The organism is Streptomyces sp. NBC_01116, from assembly GCF_041435495.1.
GTDB lineage: Bacteria > Actinomycetota > Actinomycetes > Streptomycetales > Streptomycetaceae > Streptomyces.
The window spans coordinates 2,956,880-2,973,832 of sequence record NZ_CP108644.1; the positions used below are offsets into that span (position 1 = coordinate 2,956,880).

Here is a 16,953-nt window from a genome sequence, read left to right on the forward strand (position 1 = left end):
TGGCCACTCGCCATCCGTCAGATACCAGCGTGCTAGGACAGAGCCTCACGGAACTTGGCCCGCGACTCAGCCGGAAGCGTCCGGTAGACGGCCCAGAGCTCTTCAGCGGCACTGAACTCGCGCTTGTCCTGGTCGATCCAGCGCAGGAGCAGGCCGCGCTCCAGTGATCCGAGGCGGCCGGCGCGGCCCAGAATCGCACTCAGATCGGCTGCCTGCCCACGGCCACCGACACGGCACCGCTTGCATTCCGCGACCAGCTCGACCTGCTCGCCGCCGGCCATCTGCTTCACCACCCGCCGGGCGATGTCCAGCTGTGCGGACTCGTAGCTGCCGGCGTACACCTCTCCGGGAGCGATTCCGCAGGAACGGCACAGGTGTCCGTCACGCGCCAGGACATCCCGGCGCTGCGTCTGTGTGACGGCGGTCCCGGACTTCGCAGCCTTGCCAGGTTCCCAGACCGGCAGCCCCGGCTTCACGAAGCGCTGCTCGTGCTGCCCGAGTCCCGCGTCCTCACGGTTGGTGTCGATCTGCCAGCCGTGGTCGCGAAGGTCGCGCACCCGCCGGTCGGCCTGGCTCACCCCCGGAAAGGCGCCCTTTACATCTTCCTTCGTGAAGACGTTGCCCTCGCCTACGACGGTGACCAGCCACAGGGCGGCACGCTTCATGGTGCCGTACTTGGTATCCGTCCACGACGGCAGAGTCATCAGGGTCTCCTCGCTTCAGACTTCAGGTGCTTCGACAGACATCAAGTCCCGAGCGGCTGTCCGCGAGGGTCCTCGTGAGGAACACCTTTGCCGTTGCGGGTTCCTCAACACCAGCCCTGACGAGGTTTCGAGGGCGGACGGAAAACCTGTACCGCTTCCCCGGCCACGCCGTGACACGGAGAATCACCCTGACCTGTACGGGTAGTGGCCGGGCCGCACTCTTGAGGAGCAGAGATTGCCGAAGAGATCCCACCGGTGGAAAGAGCTGCGCAGCTCGGTTCCCCCCGCTCAAAGGGCTTTCGTTCTGAGGCTGCGCGAGCTGCGGGAAGTCAGCGACCGGACTCAGGCGCAGATCGCCGAGGATGTGTACCTGGCTCCGACATCGCTCTCGAACCACTTCAACGGCGGCCGGATTCCCGAAGCCGAGCACGTCAAGAAGCTCTACAAGATTCTTCGCGACGAGGCGGCCACGTCATCAAGGCCTATGCCCTGCTCGTTGCACTCGCTGCTGGAGCTCCGCGACAAAGCGCTGGTGAAGCACTGTGACTGCTGCCCTGCCGGTTCGCCCGAAGCCCGTGTCAGCTCCTCTGAGCCACCGCCCATGGTGGCAGGTTCGCCGGCCGCCAAGTCCGTCCGCCGCCGACCGCGCCGACCTCGCGTCCGGATGTCGACTCCGCGCCACAGCATTCCGCGGGCTCCGGCACAAGCGAAGGTGCCGGTCCCCCTGCAAGAGGGGGACCGGCACCTCACCACACCTGCTGATGCCGCCTGGCCTGAGATCAGGACGCTCGCCGACAACCTCTCCGCCGGCCGGTCGAGAGACGCCGACATCATGATGTGGAGCGCCGCGACCACGCTTCCTGCCCGTGATGTCCAGATTTTTGTCGCCCGATGCCGAGCGGTCGGCCTGGAGGAAGCAGCAGATCAAGTGATCACGAACGCAGCCCGTCGCGACGCACAGGCGGTACTCAACATCGCGTCCGCACTCCACGACAGCGAGCAGTACGCAGACGTCGGCCTTCTGCTCGCCGCGGCGGCTCAGGAGGAATGAACGTAACGTGCCGTCACCTCAGGCCGCCTCGGCTTCGTAGTGCATCTGAGCGCGGCCAAGGGCACCGTACGGGTCTCCTCCCTGGGCAGCAAGCCAATGGAGCAGGTCAGCAATGACGTCGGTAACCGTGTCGTCAAGCGCGGCAAGGTCGAGACTCTGCGTACTGCCGTGCTGGCCGTACGCCGAGAGCACCGCGGCCACACGCCCCGTGCGACCCTCACACCCTGCTGGTTTCAAGGAGAGCTCACACCAGATGGCCTTCCCGGTTGCCGTGCGCGCTGCCCCCCAGTCGTGCGCCATCGCGGCGATGAGGTGCAGACCTCTGCCGCACTCATCACTGTCCGCGCAGGTCTCAGTCAAAGGCGCCGGCAGGGCATGGCTCCGGTCATGGACCTCCAGCCGGACGCGTCCATCCCTCAGTTCAAGAACGAGCGAGGCGGCGACGTCCCGGCCGACATGCTTGATGACGTTGGTTCCAAGCTCGGTAGCGACGAGTTCGGCCTCCGCCGTGACCGCTGACGCATCCCACGAGCCGAGCTGAGATCTCACCGCCCGGCGCAGCTCGGACAGCTGGGCCGGCGCCGCGTTGAACGGCACCACATACCGAGGACACGCTTCCTCGCTCTCGTGGTGGCACATGCCGTCTCTCCCCTCACGCCATAGCGGAGCTGCGCCCACCGCATTCGAACGGCGACGCTGCGTAGTGTTCCGATGGAGAGTATGCCAGCGAGAAGTCTCACCATGTAACTTCTCACGGACCTCGATCGAGTGAATGACCCGTGCCTAACCCCGGGCGGCTTTAGCCTTGTTGCACGCCCAGCCCGAGGTTTGCAGCAAGGGAAAGAGCCTTCGATGCCCGTCAGAACGACCACCACGCGTCGCCGTCAGCTCGGCGCGATGATGCGGAAGCTGCGAGCAAGCAGAGGCTTGACCCTTGAGGAAGCTGGCCGGCTGGTAGGTGTATCGAAGGCCACCGTCAGCCGGTACGAGACTCAGGAAGGCCCAGTGAAGTGGCCCATCGTCGACGCCCTGTGCCGGCAGTACGACGCGTCGGAAGCTGAGCGCTGCGCGGTCGTAGCTCTCGCCAAGGACGCGAAACGGCAGGGCTGGTGGGGTCCGTTCAGCGAATCGATCCCCGCCGACATGAACCTCCTCCTCACACTGGAAGACGAGGCGGCGCGCGAGGACCACTTTTCCTGCATGTACGTACCCGGCCTCTTGCAGACGCGGGGGTACAGCACCGCGATTCAGCAGGCCAATGAGATGCGCTTGGCGACTACGGAGGTCGAACGGCTCGTCGATATCCGCATGAAGCGCCAGGAGATCCTCGCCCGCGAACGGCCTCCGCACCTGTGGGCCATCCTGGACGAGTCAGTCATCCGACGTGTGGTCGGGTCGCCCGCGATCATGCGAGAGCAGCTCGGTCACCTCCTCAGGGCGAACGAGTCCCCGGGCGTTACCCTCCAGGTCCTCCCGTTCTCCAAGGGAGCGCATGCGGCGGCTTTGGGCAGCTTCGTCATCCTGGGAGGAGCGGAACCGTCGCTCGATGTCGTCTACGTAGATCTCCATGTCGGCTCTGTGTTCATGGAGAAGGAGCACGAACTGGACCGGTACCGGCTCGCGTTCGACTATCTGCGCGCGCAGGCGCTGGACATGGCGGCGTCATCAGCTGTGATCGAACGCGTCTGCAAGGAGATCTGAAGAATGCCTTCCACCTCGTCCAGCGATGCCCAGAGCTGGTTCAAGTCCTCACACAGCGGCGGCAACACCACTGAATGCGTAGAGGCCGCGCGCCTTGGCGAAGCGACGGCTATACGCGACTCGAAAGCCGTGGAAGAGGGCTCTCTGCTCTTCCGGCCGACTTCGTGGGTTTCCTTCGTATCGGCCCTTCAGGATGGACGCCTTGAGGCATGAACCGCTCTTGATCACGCCGTGAGGGCTGATCTGCCATCCCAGCGGATGCCCTTCAGGCCGCGACGCGGGCGCGTCCCTTACAGCTGCCCCTTCTGCCCTTACTCGCCGTCCCTCAACTTCACCGCGAACTCTTCGTAGGGCATCGCGTGATGCCATGCCGCATCACGGATGACGGAGTACCGGACGACTTCGGCCGGCTCAGTGATCAACTCGACGTCCACGAGCTGGTCATCGCCGTCGAAGCGGAGCTTCGCGGCAAGCCGGCTGTCGAAGACCCAGAAGTCCTCGGCCGGGATTCGGAGACGATCGGCATCCACTCGCCATACGTTCCGGATGTCTTCCCCCAGGCCCCTGTTCCGCTTCGCGTTGTTCAGGAGGTAAAGCTGCCCTGTGGTCGGCGGTTGATCAACGATCCGCACCCGTTCGACACGCTTGCCCTGCGCGGTCTGGGAACGGATCAGCTCGCAGTACGGATCCTCCACGGACCAGTCGACACTGCCGGTCTCGACGAACTGGCGGTAGGTGTCGGTGACTTCGTCACTGGCGAAGCGCCGCCGGGTCTCCAGCCGCCAGGCCGAGTGGCTGAACGTACGGAACAGCCCCTCGAACTCATCCAGTCCGATGATCCGCGCCTGACGGGTCGCGCCCTTCGGCATCCAGTCGGCCAACAGTTCGCGCGGCACGGCCACCGCCACCTCGCCCTCCGACACGTGCTGCAACTGCGCGATGTCGCCGGTATCAGTCAACGGCCGTCCGTGAACGATGACCTCGCCGCTTTCCACGTCCTCATGAACCGAGGGCATCTGTACTTCCACTTCCTGTTCCAATGAGCCGTACCTGCCATGCCGTCATGCGGAGCCCTTCGCTTCGAGGGGTATTCCTCCCGCTGCTCCAAGGCGCCCGCCGACCCGCATACCGAGCTGCACCCGCAGTTGGCAGGAGATCTATCCCTTCATCCCCGCCACCTGTCGCGACCGCTCCTGGAGCTCGCGTGCGGCCCTGATCTTGCCGTACGGCGCGATGCGCTTGCGCATGGTCGTGAAGTGCTCGTCGCCGCGTGCCGACGAGAGCCCCACGTAGTCGTCGAGGAAGGAGCCCCACGTGGTGCAGGCCTCCTCAATGTGGCCGAACTCGAACTGCCGTTGAGCCATGACCGCGTTGGCGTGGAGTCGCCCCTGCCTCTCCTGCTTGGGCTGCACGCGGAGTGAGGTCTTCAGTGCTGCGATGGAGCCCGGCAGATCACGTGTCTCGTACAGAACGTGGGCCACGTGGAACTGGTAGGCGGCCTGGTCGTAGCCACCGATCGACTCCCGCCTGGAATCGGCCTGGGAGAGCGCGGACTCCGCCTCGCGCAGCCTCTCAAAGGCAGCGCGGCGGTCTCCGACCATCGAGGAGGCGTGCGCCTGCTGTCCGCGGAGGAAGGCCACCAAGCGAGGCCCTGCATCCGGTGCCGCCTCAGCTGCTGAGTCGGCGAGCTCCAATGCCTTCTGTCCGTACCGCAGATGAGATGCCTGGAGGCTCATGCCGCGCAAGGTACGGCAGTACGTCACGTGGTCGGATGCTTCCTGCGCGAGGCGCAACGCCTTCACGTAATACTGCTGGCCGAGACCGTGGGCCCGCTCGTACATGGCCATCCAGCCGGTGAGGTAGGTCAGGTCGGACGCGGCAGAGAGCATGTCGCGTCGAACCGGTCCGGTAGCGGAAGCGTGCAGGTACGGCGCGACGGTGTTGACGAGAAAGGCGGCAGCCATCGGACGAGCGTGTCCGGCGCCGAGCTCGTCGAGAATCTCCGCGATCCGGTCCGTCATCGTGCGGACGGTCGCCACCTCTGCCGCACCGATTCGCCCAGTCGGCCGCACCGTGCGCTTCCGTTCCTCGGCACTGGCCTCACCTGCAAAAAGAGGGACGGCAAGGGCAGCCGAGTACAGGCTTGCTGCGAGAACGCCGCGCCGTGAGGGGTCCATGTCAGCCCTTCCGAGATCCAAGAGGGAATCAGCGGTGCTTTCGGAGCCCGCTGACTGGTCCTTCGGTGAGCGGAGTCCTGCTTCGGCATAGGTCACCGGACGGCCGAGCTTCCGTTCGAGCACTTCGACGATCACTGGCCGGACCTGCGCTCGCGGCTGGGTCCCGCTCAGCCAGTGCGAAACGGCGGACTGGTCGTACTTCAGCGCCAGGCCCGCTTCTCCGGCCGTGCGATTCACGGCGTTCGCAAGCTGCGTCCGGGACCATCCAGCCTGTTCAAGGAGGTTCTCAATGCCTGAGTTGCGGTCGCTCCTAGGTGCCACGGGCACACCAACTCCCCGGAAATTCATGGCTTTCACGGTTACGCCTGTCTCCAACGGTACCGGGATGAGCACGGGGCGCAGTTATCTCTACACAGAACGCGATCAAAAGCGGCCATGAGCGGAGAAGCCCAGTGACCGACGTGATGAAGACATGCAGCGCCACAGGCGCGGGCCGCCCCAGGGAGGTAGTGGCAGGTGAGGAGGCGGACACGGAGCACGAAGTGCGGCGCGTACTCGCCTTCCGGCTCGGTACGACCACCCGCGCGGAACTCGACGACGCGGCAGTTTCCCTGCGGGGCAGGGCGGTAGCGCTCGCCGGCGCTCTCTCAGCCGGGGCGCGAGGCATGAGCGGGCCTGACCGTGGCTACCTCCTGGAGGTCACCCACCTCCTCGACAACCCTCCGGCTCCGGGAGCCCTGTCGCATGAGATCCACTGCCACGTCCGAGCACTGGCCCGGGTCCTCCGGAAACTCGCTGCGATGAACATCGTCGACGACACAGGAGGGGCAATCTCGTCCCGACCGCCCCTTCCTGTACGGCCGGTTCCGGGGCGAGGACAAGGCGCGGGGCGGTGAGCGAGCGGGCCCGGCAGATCGCCTACGTCGTCTGCCTTGCAGCCATCGGCTCGTCGATCATCGCGGCAGTGTGGTCAGGCCGGTAGCCAGAGCACCGCGCACCCCCTGCCCCTCACCGCAGCCTTGAACTGCACACGCCACCACGCCCACAGACTCCCGCCCGGCTGTCTCCGTGGACGGTCGGCAGCCGGGCGGGGCCGCGAGCACGACGGTGCGGAGACCGGATCTCCGCGACATCAGCACCGAAGGGACTCTCCCATGAACGGAAATCTCTATGCCCTGTCGGCCCCCGCAGCCGACGCCTTCGCCACCTACTGCGGCGGCAACGCCGGCGGCTCCAACGAGACCTGCGTGAGCCTCGCCGCGATCCCCGGCGCGGAGGCATCCTTCGTCCTCCGTGACAGCAAGCCCGAGGGCGCGGGCAAGGAGCTGCGCTTCACCGGGGCGGAGCTCGACGACTTCGTCGCCGGGTGGGTCAGGACGAGGGGCCTGACGCTCTAACCTGGCCCCCTTCCTGAGCACGAAGCACTACACAGTGGGCCGGACCGGACAGGCTCCGGGCCGGCCCGTCTCCCCTAGCGAAGGGCGCAGATGACCTGGTCAGGGCACTGGCACGGATACGGTCCGTGGACCGGCAGCAGGGACGCGTACGGCCAGGAGGCGCTACGCCGTCCGGGTGGGGAACTGAACTCCGAGCAGACTCGCGCCTTCGTCGCCTCGGCGCTGCCGCCCCTCATGACCGGGCATTGGCTCATGCGGCAGGACCAGACGGCTACGGACCGCACCTGGACCTGTGCGGTGGCCGCCGCCACGTGGCTGAAGAGCACGTACGAGGCGAATCCTCCTGCCGAGAGGGACGACGGCGGCCGTGCCTACGTCACCCTCGAAGACAAGATCGCGCACGCGATGGACTCCCTTCCCCGAGGAGTCGACGTCTGCTGGGTGCACTACACCAAGTCCCAGAGCCTGATCTCCTTCTCGGTGGTGTGCTGCCTCAACCACCACCATCCCGGTCTCCCCTGCCCCCTCCCGCCCGCCTGACCTCCGTACCCCTTCGGCGACGTGAAGCGAGGAAGCCATCCGTGTCACTCAACCTCTTACTGCCCGAACCGGGCGTGACAGCGCTCCTGACCTCCTGGCCGGACAAGCCATGCGTGTACGAACGTGAGGCCGGCGAGCTCGACCGTGTGATCAACGCGGAGACCATCGACCACTACCTGGACACCGGGTGCGTGCCCGCCGACGAGATCGCCGTCGTGAGTGACGGCACGGCGCTGCACCCCGACCGCCACCGCACGGCGGGCCGGACCGACCCGGCGAAGCTGCGGAGTCTGTACGAGGACGGCCATACGATCCGGCTCGGCAACCTCCAGCGGGTCGTCCCCTTCCTGGCGGACGTCTCCCGCGGCATCCAGCAGGAGACCGGCTACAGCAACTACCTGCACGCCTTCGTCACCCCACCCGGCCGCCAGGGCCTGGTCCACCACTGGGACCAGCAGATGGCCGTCATCGTGCAGATCGCGGGCGTCAAGCAGTGGCAGCTCTGGCGCCCGATGTTCCCTTCCCCGATGCGGGCGTACCAGGAATCATTCCGCGTCCGGGATGCAGGCTTCATCCCGCAGTGGGAGGCCGCGGGCCCCGATCTGGAGGTCGATCTCCGACCGGGTCAGGCACTGCTCCTGCCGAGAGGGTGGGTGCACCACCCTCATACGCTCGGCGCGGAGGCCCGCAGCATCCACCTGACGTTCGCGATCCGGGAGCGCACGCCGGTCTGGGTCGCGGAGAAGCTCGTCAGCGGTGTGATCGAGAAGGATGCTTTCCGGCGGGTCATCCTTCCCGGCGAGATCACGGGGCAGCGGTTGTCCGCGCATGTGCGGGACGTCCGTCAGGCGCTGGTCGAGCACCTGGCCGGTCTCGATGTGGACGACTTCGCTCAGTTCCTGGTCCGAGCCGCCGCATCGGAGAAGGAGTACACCACGTGATCCGCTGAGCGAGGAGCCGACCGAACCGGGCGGCGTGATCGGCAGCGTGGGCTGCCGATCACGCCGCTCCGGTGTCACTGCGGCGTCCTCAGAACCGGTCGACCTTCTCGCCGTCCGGGACCTGATAACAGGCGGAAACCACGTTGACGAGCAGGGTGGGCTCGTTGGTGTCCCCACCGCTGTTCTTCTCCCAGAATTCGACCTTGACGGCAAACTTCTTCTCGTCATGATCCGCCGTGAGCTCCAGCGACTTGGCCTTGGAGCTGTTCGGCCCATATCCGACGATCTTCCAGCCATGCTTCGGAAGATCTTCCTTAAGACGGGTCATGGCCTTCATGAGTTCAGCGTCGGAAGGGCCGGTCAGGCTCCAGGGATGGCGCATGAGGAAGAGCTTCCCCCGCTCTGCACCCTCGCACGTACTCACTCCAGGACCCGACTTGGACATCGTTCCCTTCACAGCGATGATGTCGAGAATCTGGCTGGAAATCTGCTTCGTTTCGGCGTCGACATCGTCGATGCTTCGCGTTCCTACCGGTTTCGGGCCGTCAGAATCCGTTTTTTCATTCATGCTACATCCTGTGAGTACGGTAAGTATTGTGGCGCCCAGAAGGACTCTACCGAAGATACTATTCCTCAATTTGCACCTTTCCGTACTGACCCGTTACGACCGCTGCCTGATTCCTCAGACTATCCGTGTCCCGAACCCAGTATTCGCTATGCCCTTCCGAACCATCAGTGGACATCTGATTCGCTCCGAACAATTCATCGCTGGGGATGATGCCCACTCCACCGCCCATGTGCCATTGGCTGCCGCCGTGACCGAAACGTCCGAGGTCGGGCACTGGGTCGTCCTCGGCCTCCTCGTTCCATACATGCCCCTTGGGCACGTCCATCTGTGATGCCTCCCCTACCTGCACACCTGGACTCCCTGCGAACACCACGTCATCCGCGTTCAGTTCGCCCTGACGAGCCGCAGAGCCGATCAGCGTCGTGCCGTATGAGTGCCCGATGGCCGTGTGATGTCCTCCGGAGTCGGTACTGTTGGCCACATTGAGGCCGTCCATGAACTGGTTGAACGCGGGGGCCCCGTCATCGGCATAGTGCCGGAACGGTGCGTCTTTGACCACACTCTGCGGAGCGTCGTACCCCAGCCAAGTGATGGTGGAGACCTCTTTCCCTCCGGACATCGCATCTGACTCTCGCCAGAGTTCAGTCATGCGTTCAACGTCACCCCCAATCGCGCCGAGATTCGACGTGGTGCCAGGAACGTAAACGGCCGTGTGAGCCGCAGTATCGGGATTACCGTTGGCAACGATCGCTCGACCGTCCTTCTCGGTATCAAATCCCAAGAGGTAGGCGGGTGGCAGCCCATTCACGCCAGTCGAGTCGAACCGTTCCTGAATGCTCTTCATGCCGTCCTGATTTTTGGTGAGCTGCGCGAACCGCTCACCATACTTCTCGTTCCACTGGGTCCAACTGGCGTTCTGAATGACAGCCGGGTACGTGCCATTGTTATTGGGTGAGTACCTCGCGGGCTCGGCAGGAATCTTGGCGAGTTCCAGCTCCACATGTGCCCTGGAGTGTGCAAGCACCATGCGGTTGGCCTCGTCACGCGTCACGGCGGGCAGCCCGTCCAGTGCTCCGATCGAAGCAGCGTTCAGGGCGAGGTGCGCCGACTGCTCCTCCGCGCTGAGGCCCTTCCACCAGGCCGCGTTGTCCTTCGGGCTGCCGTCCTTCGGGGGCTCCGGGAGGGAGTCGATGTAGGCCTTGCCCGCCTCGCGGACGCCGCCGGTGTCCGACTGCGCGTCCGCCCAGTCGCGGTGGGAGACCGTCAAGTCGTCGTCGGCCTTCAGTGCGCGCAGCTTCGGCGCCCACTTCGTGTCCGCGTCCGTGGCCTCTTCCAGGGCGTCGGCGATGCGGTTCGCGTAGGCCATCGCCCTGCCGTAGTACGGGTTCGGGTGGATGTTCACCGCCTGGCGCTCCAGCGCGTCGGACGTCGCGCTGCCGCCCGCGCTCCCGGTCACCGTGCCGCCGTCCGCCGTCTTCTCGTCGCCGGGCTTCCTGCCCGCCGGATACGAGACGGAGCCGTTCGCGTTCACCGTGCAGCCGCCGGCCCGTGCGTCCTCCATGGCCGCTTCCAGCTTGCGCTTGGCCACCGCGATGTCGAAGGCGAAGCCGTTCAGCGCGGTGCTCACCAGGCCGCACTCGGTCTGCGTGTAGTGGAAGTTCTTCGAGAGGCTCTTCAGTTCCTCGACCGCCGCCTTCGCCGCTTCGCCCTCCAGCTGGTTGCGGAGTTCCACACTGATCCGGTTGTCGATCGCGTCCTTGGCCTCGGAGGCCATGTCACCGGTCGTCCGATAGCCGTCCGCGGCCTCTTCGTACTCCGACGGCTTGAAGGCTTTGAGTGTCGCAAGGTCCATGACCGGGCTCACTTCTCCTTCGCCTGGCCGCCGACGGGCTCGGTGTCACCGTATTTCACCTTGAGTTTCTCCAGCTCCGTCTTGGCCTCCTCGTCGGACTTCGACAGGTCGTGGCCCGCTGCCCGCAGAAGTCCGCCCAGCGCTTCACAGCGGCCGCTCACATCGCTCACATACTTCTTCCAGGAGGCGTAGAGCTCCTTCTGTGCCGCCGCGCTCTGCGATCCGGTGGTGTCCCCCAGCCCCGTCTGACCGTCGGCCAGCTTCGTCAGCGCCTTGCCGACGCCCTCCTTGAGGCCGGTGACTCCCTCACCGGCCTTCACCCACGTCTTCCTGTTCGACTTCAGATCCCCCGAAGTCGAACCGCCCGTGGTTCCGCCCTGCGCCGGGGCCTGGTTCAGCTGCATGTGCGCCGACCCATTCGCCGCGACGTCAGCTTTGATTTGTTCCCATTCGTCCCACGCCACCGTAGAAATTCTCCCCGTGTCCCCGATATCCCCGTTCCCCGCGGTTCCGTTGCCGGACTCCGCAGGGTGAGCCGACATGATCTCCGGCTGCCTCGGGCCACATCAAATGCGGCCCTGACCTCCTGTTCCTCTGCTCCCCGTTCCAGATCGTCAGGTGAGACAGGAACCCTGTTCGCCCGGTCACTCGTCCTGTAAGCGAGACCAAGCGGATGGGAAGACATGGTGGAGCGGGCAGACCCTCGTGCGGCGTCGGCGGCGGGGCGGGAGGTTCCTGGCGGCGGAGGCGGTCGGCGGGGGCTCGTCCTCGCCGGGCTTGCCGTGCTGCTGGCCGGGGTGATGGCGTTCCACCGGGGGGTGCCCAACGCCGTCGGGCGGGTCGGGAGTCTGCTGGAGTCCTTTCTGCCGTGGGCCGGCGTGATCGTCGTCCTGTTGCTGGTGCTCGCTCTGGTGCGGCGGTCCGCCGTCGCCCTGGTGGCGGTGCTGCTCCCCGTGGGGGTCTGGGTGCATCTCTTCGGTGGGTTGCTCCTGCCCGGTACGGAGGGCGAGGGGCGCGAGCTCGTCGTCGTCCAGCACAACGTCAGTGATGAGAACCCTGATCCCGCGGGGACCGCCCGGGCGCTGATCGAGGCCGGGGCCGATCTCGTCGCGCTGGAGGAGCTGGTGGTCCCGCACCTGTCCGTGTACGAGAAGGCTCTCGCCGCGGACTATCCGCATCATGTCGTCCGGGGCACCGTCGGGCTCTGGTCCAAGTACCCGCTCAGCGGGGAGCGGGTCGTCGACATCAAGCCCCCGAGCATCGCGGATGGGTGGAGCCGTGGCGTGCGTGCCGTCGTCGCTTCGCCGTACGGGGACGTCGCCGCGTACGTCGCCCACCTGCCCTCCGTCAGGGTCGGGGCCGGTGGGCTCGCGTCCGACCGGAGAGACCGGAGTGCCGAGCTGCTCGGGCGCGCCATCGCCGCCGAGAGCGTCGATACGGTGGTGCTGCTCGGGGATCTCAACGGGACCGTGGAGGACCGGGGGCTGGAGCCCCTCACCTCACGCCTGAACGTGGCCGAGCGCGGCTTCGCCTTCAGTTTCCCCGCTTCCATTCCGCTGGCCCGGATCGATCAGGTCATGGCCCGCTCCGCCACCGTCGGCCACATCCGCACCCTGCCCGCCACCGGCAGCGACCATCTGCCCGTCGTCGCCCGCGTCGCCCTGGGATGAGCGCGCGGCTCGGAGCGCGTCCGCCTTCCGTACCGCCTCGACGCGTTGCCTCCAGGTCATGTTCTCGGGGAAGTCGTACGTGTCCGTGTCGACCATCCAGCTCGCGTACGCCTCCGCCCTGCGGCAGTCCGCGCACAGCGTCTCGTCGCCCAGCGGGCGGAAGACGTGTTCCTCCCCCGCGCCCGCGCAGGCGATCAGGTCCCTGACGGGCGGTGGGGGCGGCGGCGCCGGCAGCGGGGTCACCGGGCACTTCTGGATCAGGCGGTGGCGCAGGAATCCCACCGCCGAGCGCACCCCGTTCTCGGGCGGGTCGGCCAGGAGCGCCTGCCGCACGTCCCCTTCCGGCAGGCCGCCCTCCAGCCACTTCACCACCTCCACCGCCAGCCCGCGCGCCTCCCGCACCCCCAGCAACAAGTCACGGCGTGTGTGCCGCAGCGACAGCAGCAGCCGCTCCGCCTTCGCCAGTTGGGAGGCGGGGTGGGGTGCCGGGGCGGGGAGGGGTGGTGGGGCTCGGTGGGGCGGTGGGGGTGATCCGGCCGCATCGGGGGCGTGGTCCGGCGTCGGGTCCCGTAGTGCTTCCGGTTCCGGTTGCGGTCCCGGCTTCGGTTCCGGTTGCGGGTCCGGGTCCGGGTCCGGTTCCGCTAACTGCTGCTGCTCTCGCCGTTCCGCTTCGGAGGGTGGGTGGGGAGTGGTCTTATCACTGTGGTCTTCCTCCGGTTCAGAGCCACCGGCCGCCCGGGACCTCGGCCCGCCGACCGCCGGATACCGCACACCCGGCAGCGGCGTCGGCGTCGGCGGAGGGGCAGCAACCGTCACTCCCTGCGGACGCCCGCCATCCGGCGCCAGCGTCGCCCGTACGATCCTCGCCTCGGCACTCGTCAGCGGCGTGTTCGTGAACAGCTGGTCCGTCGCCCAGCGCCCGCCGTCGCTCTGGGTCCGCCACTCGTGGACGTAACCGTGCTCCACCAGTTGCTTCTTGGCCAGTTGGTACGGGCGGCCCTTCATCTCCAGCTTCCGTGCCAGTTCGCCGAGCGGGCGGTTCGTGGCGGAGTCGGGGAGACCCTGGACGTACAGGAGGAGGATCTTCGCATCGCTGTTCATCCGCCGGTCGCGTACGACCGTGTGCGGGGCTTTGGTCCAGCCCGAAGAGGGCGCGATAACATGACGCAGCATTTCTAGTGGGCTCCTGCCACTGGGGGTGTTAGGCCCTCGGGCGGGTGTTCTAGCACCTCCGGGGGCCGCTCCATGCCCGCCTACGTGCGCGCACAGAGCGTGATGTCGTCGTCACGGTACCGCACGGTTTCGCCCCGTCCCGACGTCCGGGAAAAGTGCGCCCCCCGCTCACCACCCCTCTCGCAACCTGGCTACTGCCGCGCGCCGTTGAACCGCCCGCCGTTGAACCGGCCGGTCCCTGCTACAGGTCCGTGAGCCAGGCATGCCCCGGATGTACCCGCGCGAGCAGCTCCGCCAAGGTCGTGCGCTGGGCTCGGGTCAGATGCGGGACGGTCGCGTCGAAGTCCCTCCGGTCCTTCGGGCGGGCATGCTTGGCCTTGAACAGGAGCACCAGTTCGGGCGCCAGATACGGGATGCCGTCCCCGGTGCGGTGGACGATCTCGCTGTAGGGCAGCCGGATCCTCGCGTCGCGCCGGCAGATCCAGGTGTCGCCGTCGTGCGGTTCCCGGAACACGTCGAGCAGGTAGTTGCCGGTGGCCGGATCACGGAGCCATGTCTGGTGCACGGCGGCCAGCGTCTCCGGCCGGGCGTCCTCCCAGATCCGGCCGCTGCCCGCCGCGTCGAAGACGTAGCCGGGAAAGCGGCGGCGGACCTCGGGAAAGCCTGTCTCCGGAATCGCGATCTCGATGTCCCCGTGAACGCGTGTCTGCCCGCCCCGGAACAGGTCCAGCGCCCAGCCCGCTGCCACACACCAGGGCACGCTGACCCCGGCCAGCCGCTGCGCGACCTCGACCGGAGTCCAACTGGACGACCACCTGGCGTCGAGGGCCTCGATCTCGTCGGGTGACAGTTCCGTGCCGCCGCTCGGCAGTCGCTCACTCATCGCAGGAAGCTATCAGCGGACGCGGACGTCTTTGCCTTTGCCTTCGCCCTTGCCTTTGCGTTTGCCTTTGGCCGTTGGACGGAAAATGGGCCGACTAGCCTTGGCTGTCCGCCAGTGCGGCCACCGCGTCGACCAGGCCCTCCCACGCCTGCCGCGTGTCGGCCGTGTCCGGGTGCCGCGTGCCGAAGACGTCGAGCGCGGCCGCCATGTCGTCCAGGGACCAACGGAGTTCGTAGTACGCCAGCAGCGTCGGGTCCGGGCGGTGGCCGGTGAGTTCGGCGTAGCGGGTCAGGTCCTCCGGGGCGTCGGTGGCGAGCCAGAGGTCGCGCTCCGGCGGTGCGAGGGCGACGGTGTCCCAGTCGACCAGGAGGGTGCGGCCTCCGGGGTCCAGGACGTTGCCGGGGTGGGGTTCGCCGTGGGTGACCACGGTGGCGGCGGTCGACGCGTCGGACGCGAGCTGTGCCGTACCGCTGTCGAAGCGCTCCAACGTCGAACGCAGAGCGGCGTAGTTGGTGGACAGCAAGGCTTGGCAGCGTTGCGCGTACGGGCCCGAATCCGCGCGGAAGCGCTGCGGGTCGGCCAGCGCCGCTTCGATCGCCGGACGGCCCGGCAGCGCCGGTTCATGGACCGGGGTCGTCGACGGAGGCTGTGTGGCGTGCAGTTGGGCCAGTCGCTCCACCAGCTTCCGGCGCGCCCCGGGGGCCAGCACCTGGCCGAAGTGGCCGGTGGGCGCGTCCACGTACGGGAAGACACTCACGGCGTACCGGTCGGTCAGGCGGAGCAGCGTCTCGCCACCGCCGGTGCGCAAGGGTGCCACCAACGCCGCTGCTCCTAGAGCGGATTCGAGGGTCGCCGCCGTGTTCATGGCACGGCTCAGGCCTGTCCAGGCCCCGGCCGCGTCCGGTCCGCAGTGCGGCTTGTGCGCGAGGTCGGCGACCGTGACGAAGGTCCGCCGGCCTTCCGCGTCGGCCGCGACCCAGTGGTGGTCGCCGAAGCCGACCGGAGCGTGGGTCAGCATCGCGGGCTCGATGCCCCACGCTCCGAGGGCGGAGGCGAGGACGGTTACGTCGATGTCGGTCGGGCGGTCCTTCATACGGGACACCGTAGTGGCCTCCCTCGGAGGGCCGCGCTGACTTCCTCCCCCTCCACTCACGGGCGGCGACCTCCTCCGCCTCCACTCGCGGGCGGTGACCCCTCTCCGCCCACTCCCGGGTGGTGTCTCCTCCCCCTCCGGTCACCCCTACACGCTTTGTACACGCTCTCATCACAATTCCGCTTCGCTTCCGACATGCCCCTGATGTAAGTCCGGGCGCACTGCGAACATCGGCTGCTCCACAGCACAGAGTTCGGCGTTGGGGGCAACACATGCAGACGAGGAAGCAGTCACGGCGGCCCAGGCGCGGGTTCCTCCGCATACGGATATCGGCCGGAGCGGGTGTGCTCGCGCTGGTCCTGGCGGGGTGCGGGAGCGACGACGGCAGCGCGGACGACCAGGGTGGGAAGGCCGGTCGGTCGGCCTCCGTGGAACGGGCGCTGGCGCTCATGGACGACGAGCAGAGCGCGGACGCGGGCATCAGCCTGGACGTGGACGTCCTCGACAACGACTCCCTCACCCTGGAGAACGGTGACCGGGCCGCGCTGCTCGACACCTACGACCCCGCCGAACTGGCCCTGAGCATCGACACCGAGCCCGGTCATGGTTCCGCTTCGGTGTCCGGGACCACGGTCACGTACACCGCCAGGGAGGGGTACGCCGGCGAGGACGAGCTCACGTACAAGGTCCTCGTGAAGGGCACCGAGGTCCCCGCCGCCACCGCCGTCGTCCGCATCACCGTCAGCGCGGGCACCGCGGAACCGACACCTGCCTCCGCCTCGAACGCCTCGGACTCCGACCCGAAGGCGACGGACCCGGCGACGGACGCGGCACCCGCGTACTACGAGAACTGCGACGCCGCCCGCGCCGCCGGGGCCGCTCCGGTCGAGGAGGGCGATCCCGGCTACGCGCCCCATCTGGACCGCGACGGCGACGGCGTGGGCTGCGAGCCGTGGGGCGAGTCCGCCTCGTCCTCCGACGAGGGCGGAAGCGGCAGCCGAAGCGGGAGCGGCAGCGGAAGCCGTACGAGTGGTGAGGGCGGTGGCGGCAGCACCTCGTACGCGAACTGCACCGCCGTACGGAACGCGGGCGCCGCGCCCATCCGGACCGGAGACCCGGGCTACGGGCGGCACCTGGACCGTGACGGGGACGGCGTCGGCTGCGAGTGACCGCCGCCGCACCGCCTCCGGGCCACGGGCCGCG

16 protein-coding genes and 1 pseudogene are annotated in these 16,953 nt (G+C 67.4%); 8 read left to right on the forward strand and 9 right to left on the reverse strand.

Features of this window, described 5'->3' with window-relative positions; all coding sequences use genetic code 11:
- Positions 1-32: 32 nt before the first annotated feature.
- Complete coding sequence (locus OG245_RS12845; protein ID WP_371623653.1) at positions 33-704, reverse strand: hypothetical protein; 672 nt, start codon at positions 702-704, stop codon at positions 33-35.
- A 235-nt stretch (positions 705-939) separates the two neighbouring features.
- Here OG245_RS12845 and OG245_RS12850 point away from each other — a divergent pair, with 235 nt between their 5' ends.
- A complete protein-coding gene (locus tag OG245_RS12850) occupies positions 940-1,755 on the forward strand; it encodes a helix-turn-helix domain-containing protein (protein ID WP_371623654.1) in 816 nt (271 codons plus the stop codon).
- A gap of 18 nt (positions 1,756-1,773) precedes the next feature.
- Here OG245_RS12850 and OG245_RS12855 read toward each other — a convergent pair whose 3' ends face one another.
- Positions 1,774-2,394 (reverse strand): ATP-binding protein, encoded by a 621-nt coding sequence (locus tag OG245_RS12855; protein ID WP_371623655.1) that lies wholly within the window; start codon positions 2,392-2,394, stop codon positions 1,774-1,776.
- A 213-nt stretch (positions 2,395-2,607) separates the two neighbouring features.
- Here OG245_RS12855 and OG245_RS12860 point away from each other — a divergent pair, with 213 nt between their 5' ends.
- Together OG245_RS12860 and OG245_RS12865 are read left to right on the forward strand one after the other, a co-directional pair.
- Complete coding sequence (locus OG245_RS12860; protein ID WP_371623656.1) at positions 2,608-3,456, forward strand: helix-turn-helix domain-containing protein; 849 nt, start codon at positions 2,608-2,610, stop codon at positions 3,454-3,456.
- A gap of 3 nt (positions 3,457-3,459) precedes the next feature.
- On the forward strand, positions 3,460-3,669 hold the full coding sequence (locus OG245_RS12865) for a DUF397 domain-containing protein (RefSeq protein WP_371623657.1): 210 nt from the start codon (positions 3,460-3,462) through the stop codon (positions 3,667-3,669).
- A 98-nt stretch (positions 3,670-3,767) separates the two neighbouring features.
- Here OG245_RS12865 and OG245_RS12870 read toward each other — a convergent pair.
- Positions 3,768-4,521, reverse strand: a pseudogene (locus OG245_RS12870) (DUF6879 family protein).
- Between the two features lie 92 nt (positions 4,522-4,613).
- Entirely contained in the window at positions 4,614-5,981 is a 1,368-nt protein-coding gene (locus OG245_RS12875; RefSeq protein ID WP_371627875.1) for a hypothetical protein, read from the reverse strand.
- Between the two features lie 806 nt (positions 5,982-6,787).
- On the opposite strand from OG245_RS12875, the gene OG245_RS12880 reads away from it, so the two are divergent.
- From OG245_RS12880 to OG245_RS12890, 3 genes are all read left to right on the forward strand, one after another.
- Positions 6,788-7,030, forward strand: a complete 243-nt coding sequence (locus OG245_RS12880) for a DUF397 domain-containing protein (RefSeq protein ID WP_371623658.1) — start codon at positions 6,788-6,790, stop codon at positions 7,028-7,030.
- Between the two features lie 90 nt (positions 7,031-7,120).
- Positions 7,121-7,570 (forward strand): hypothetical protein, encoded by a 450-nt coding sequence (locus tag OG245_RS12885; protein ID WP_371623659.1) that lies wholly within the window; start codon positions 7,121-7,123, stop codon positions 7,568-7,570.
- A gap of 41 nt (positions 7,571-7,611) precedes the next feature.
- Positions 7,612-8,511, forward strand: a complete 900-nt coding sequence (locus OG245_RS12890; RefSeq protein ID WP_371623660.1) for a JmjC domain-containing protein — start codon at positions 7,612-7,614, stop codon at positions 8,509-8,511.
- Between the two features lie 88 nt (positions 8,512-8,599).
- On the opposite strand, the gene OG245_RS12895 is transcribed toward OG245_RS12890, so the two are convergent.
- The 3 genes from OG245_RS12895 to OG245_RS12905 are packed head-to-tail and all read right to left on the reverse strand — an operon-like array spanning position 8,600 to position 11,395.
- Complete coding sequence (locus OG245_RS12895; RefSeq protein ID WP_371623661.1) at positions 8,600-9,079, reverse strand: hypothetical protein; 480 nt, start codon at positions 9,077-9,079, stop codon at positions 8,600-8,602.
- Positions 9,080-9,137: 58 nt separating this feature from the next.
- A complete protein-coding gene (locus OG245_RS12900; RefSeq protein WP_371623662.1) occupies positions 9,138-10,931 on the reverse strand; it encodes an alpha/beta hydrolase in 1,794 nt (597 codons plus the stop codon).
- A gap of 8 nt (positions 10,932-10,939) precedes the next feature.
- On the reverse strand, positions 10,940-11,395 hold the full coding sequence (locus OG245_RS12905; RefSeq protein WP_371623663.1) for a hypothetical protein: 456 nt from the start codon (positions 11,393-11,395) through the stop codon (positions 10,940-10,942).
- A gap of 336 nt (positions 11,396-11,731) precedes the next feature.
- Between OG245_RS12905 and OG245_RS12910 the strand changes: the two genes are divergently transcribed.
- Positions 11,732-12,601 carry an endonuclease/exonuclease/phosphatase family protein gene (locus OG245_RS12910; RefSeq protein WP_371627876.1) on the forward strand — a complete coding sequence of 290 codons (870 nt, stop codon included), beginning with the start codon at positions 11,732-11,734 and terminating at the stop codon, positions 12,599-12,601.
- A gap of 1,414 nt (positions 12,602-14,015) precedes the next feature.
- On the opposite strand, the gene OG245_RS12915 is transcribed toward OG245_RS12910, so the two are convergent.
- Together OG245_RS12915 and OG245_RS12920 are read right to left on the reverse strand one after the other, a co-directional pair.
- Complete coding sequence (locus OG245_RS12915) at positions 14,016-14,657, reverse strand: nucleotidyltransferase domain-containing protein (RefSeq protein ID WP_371623664.1); 642 nt, start codon at positions 14,655-14,657, stop codon at positions 14,016-14,018.
- Between the two features lie 94 nt (positions 14,658-14,751).
- Positions 14,752-15,750, reverse strand: a complete 999-nt coding sequence (locus OG245_RS12920; protein WP_371623665.1) for a phosphotransferase family protein — start codon at positions 15,748-15,750, stop codon at positions 14,752-14,754.
- A gap of 344 nt (positions 15,751-16,094) precedes the next feature.
- Here OG245_RS12920 and OG245_RS12925 point away from each other — a divergent pair, with 344 nt between their 5' ends.
- Positions 16,095-16,919, forward strand: coding sequence for an excalibur calcium-binding domain-containing protein (locus OG245_RS12925; RefSeq protein ID WP_371623666.1), 825 nt, complete (start codon positions 16,095-16,097; stop codon positions 16,917-16,919).
- The last annotated feature ends 34 nt before the right edge of the window (positions 16,920-16,953 follow it).

What these genes read in the sequence shown, in the direction of transcription:
- OG245_RS12875 (WP_371627875.1), bottom strand. Translation starts at nt 5,981, where the DNA reads ATGAATTTCCGGGGAGTTGGTGTGCCCGTGGCACCTAGGAGCGACCGC.
- OG245_RS12860 (WP_371623656.1), top strand. Translation starts at nt 2,608, where the DNA reads ATGCCCGTCAGAACGACCACCACGCGTCGCCGTCAGCTCGGCGCGATG.
- OG245_RS12920 (WP_371623665.1), bottom strand. Translation starts at nt 15,750, where the DNA reads ATGAAGGACCGCCCGACCGACATCGACGTAACCGTCCTCGCCTCCGCC.
- OG245_RS12900 (WP_371623662.1), bottom strand. Translation starts at nt 10,931, where the DNA reads ATGGACCTTGCGACACTCAAAGCCTTCAAGCCGTCGGAGTACGAAGAG.
- OG245_RS12865 (WP_371623657.1), top strand. Translation starts at nt 3,460, where the DNA reads ATGCCTTCCACCTCGTCCAGCGATGCCCAGAGCTGGTTCAAGTCCTCA.
- OG245_RS12910 (WP_371627876.1), top strand. Translation starts at nt 11,732, where the DNA reads ATGGCGTTCCACCGGGGGGTGCCCAACGCCGTCGGGCGGGTCGGGAGT.
- OG245_RS12880 (WP_371623658.1), top strand. Translation starts at nt 6,788, where the DNA reads ATGAACGGAAATCTCTATGCCCTGTCGGCCCCCGCAGCCGACGCCTTC.
- OG245_RS12895 (WP_371623661.1), bottom strand. Translation starts at nt 9,079, where the DNA reads ATGAATGAAAAAACGGATTCTGACGGCCCGAAACCGGTAGGAACGCGA.
- OG245_RS12885 (WP_371623659.1), top strand. Translation starts at nt 7,121, where the DNA reads ATGACCTGGTCAGGGCACTGGCACGGATACGGTCCGTGGACCGGCAGC.
- OG245_RS12845 (WP_371623653.1), bottom strand. Translation starts at nt 704, where the DNA reads ATGACTCTGCCGTCGTGGACGGATACCAAGTACGGCACCATGAAGCGT.
- OG245_RS12855 (WP_371623655.1), bottom strand. Translation starts at nt 2,394, where the DNA reads ATGTGCCACCACGAGAGCGAGGAAGCGTGTCCTCGGTATGTGGTGCCG.
- OG245_RS12915 (WP_371623664.1), bottom strand. Translation starts at nt 14,657, where the DNA reads ATGAGTGAGCGACTGCCGAGCGGCGGCACGGAACTGTCACCCGACGAG.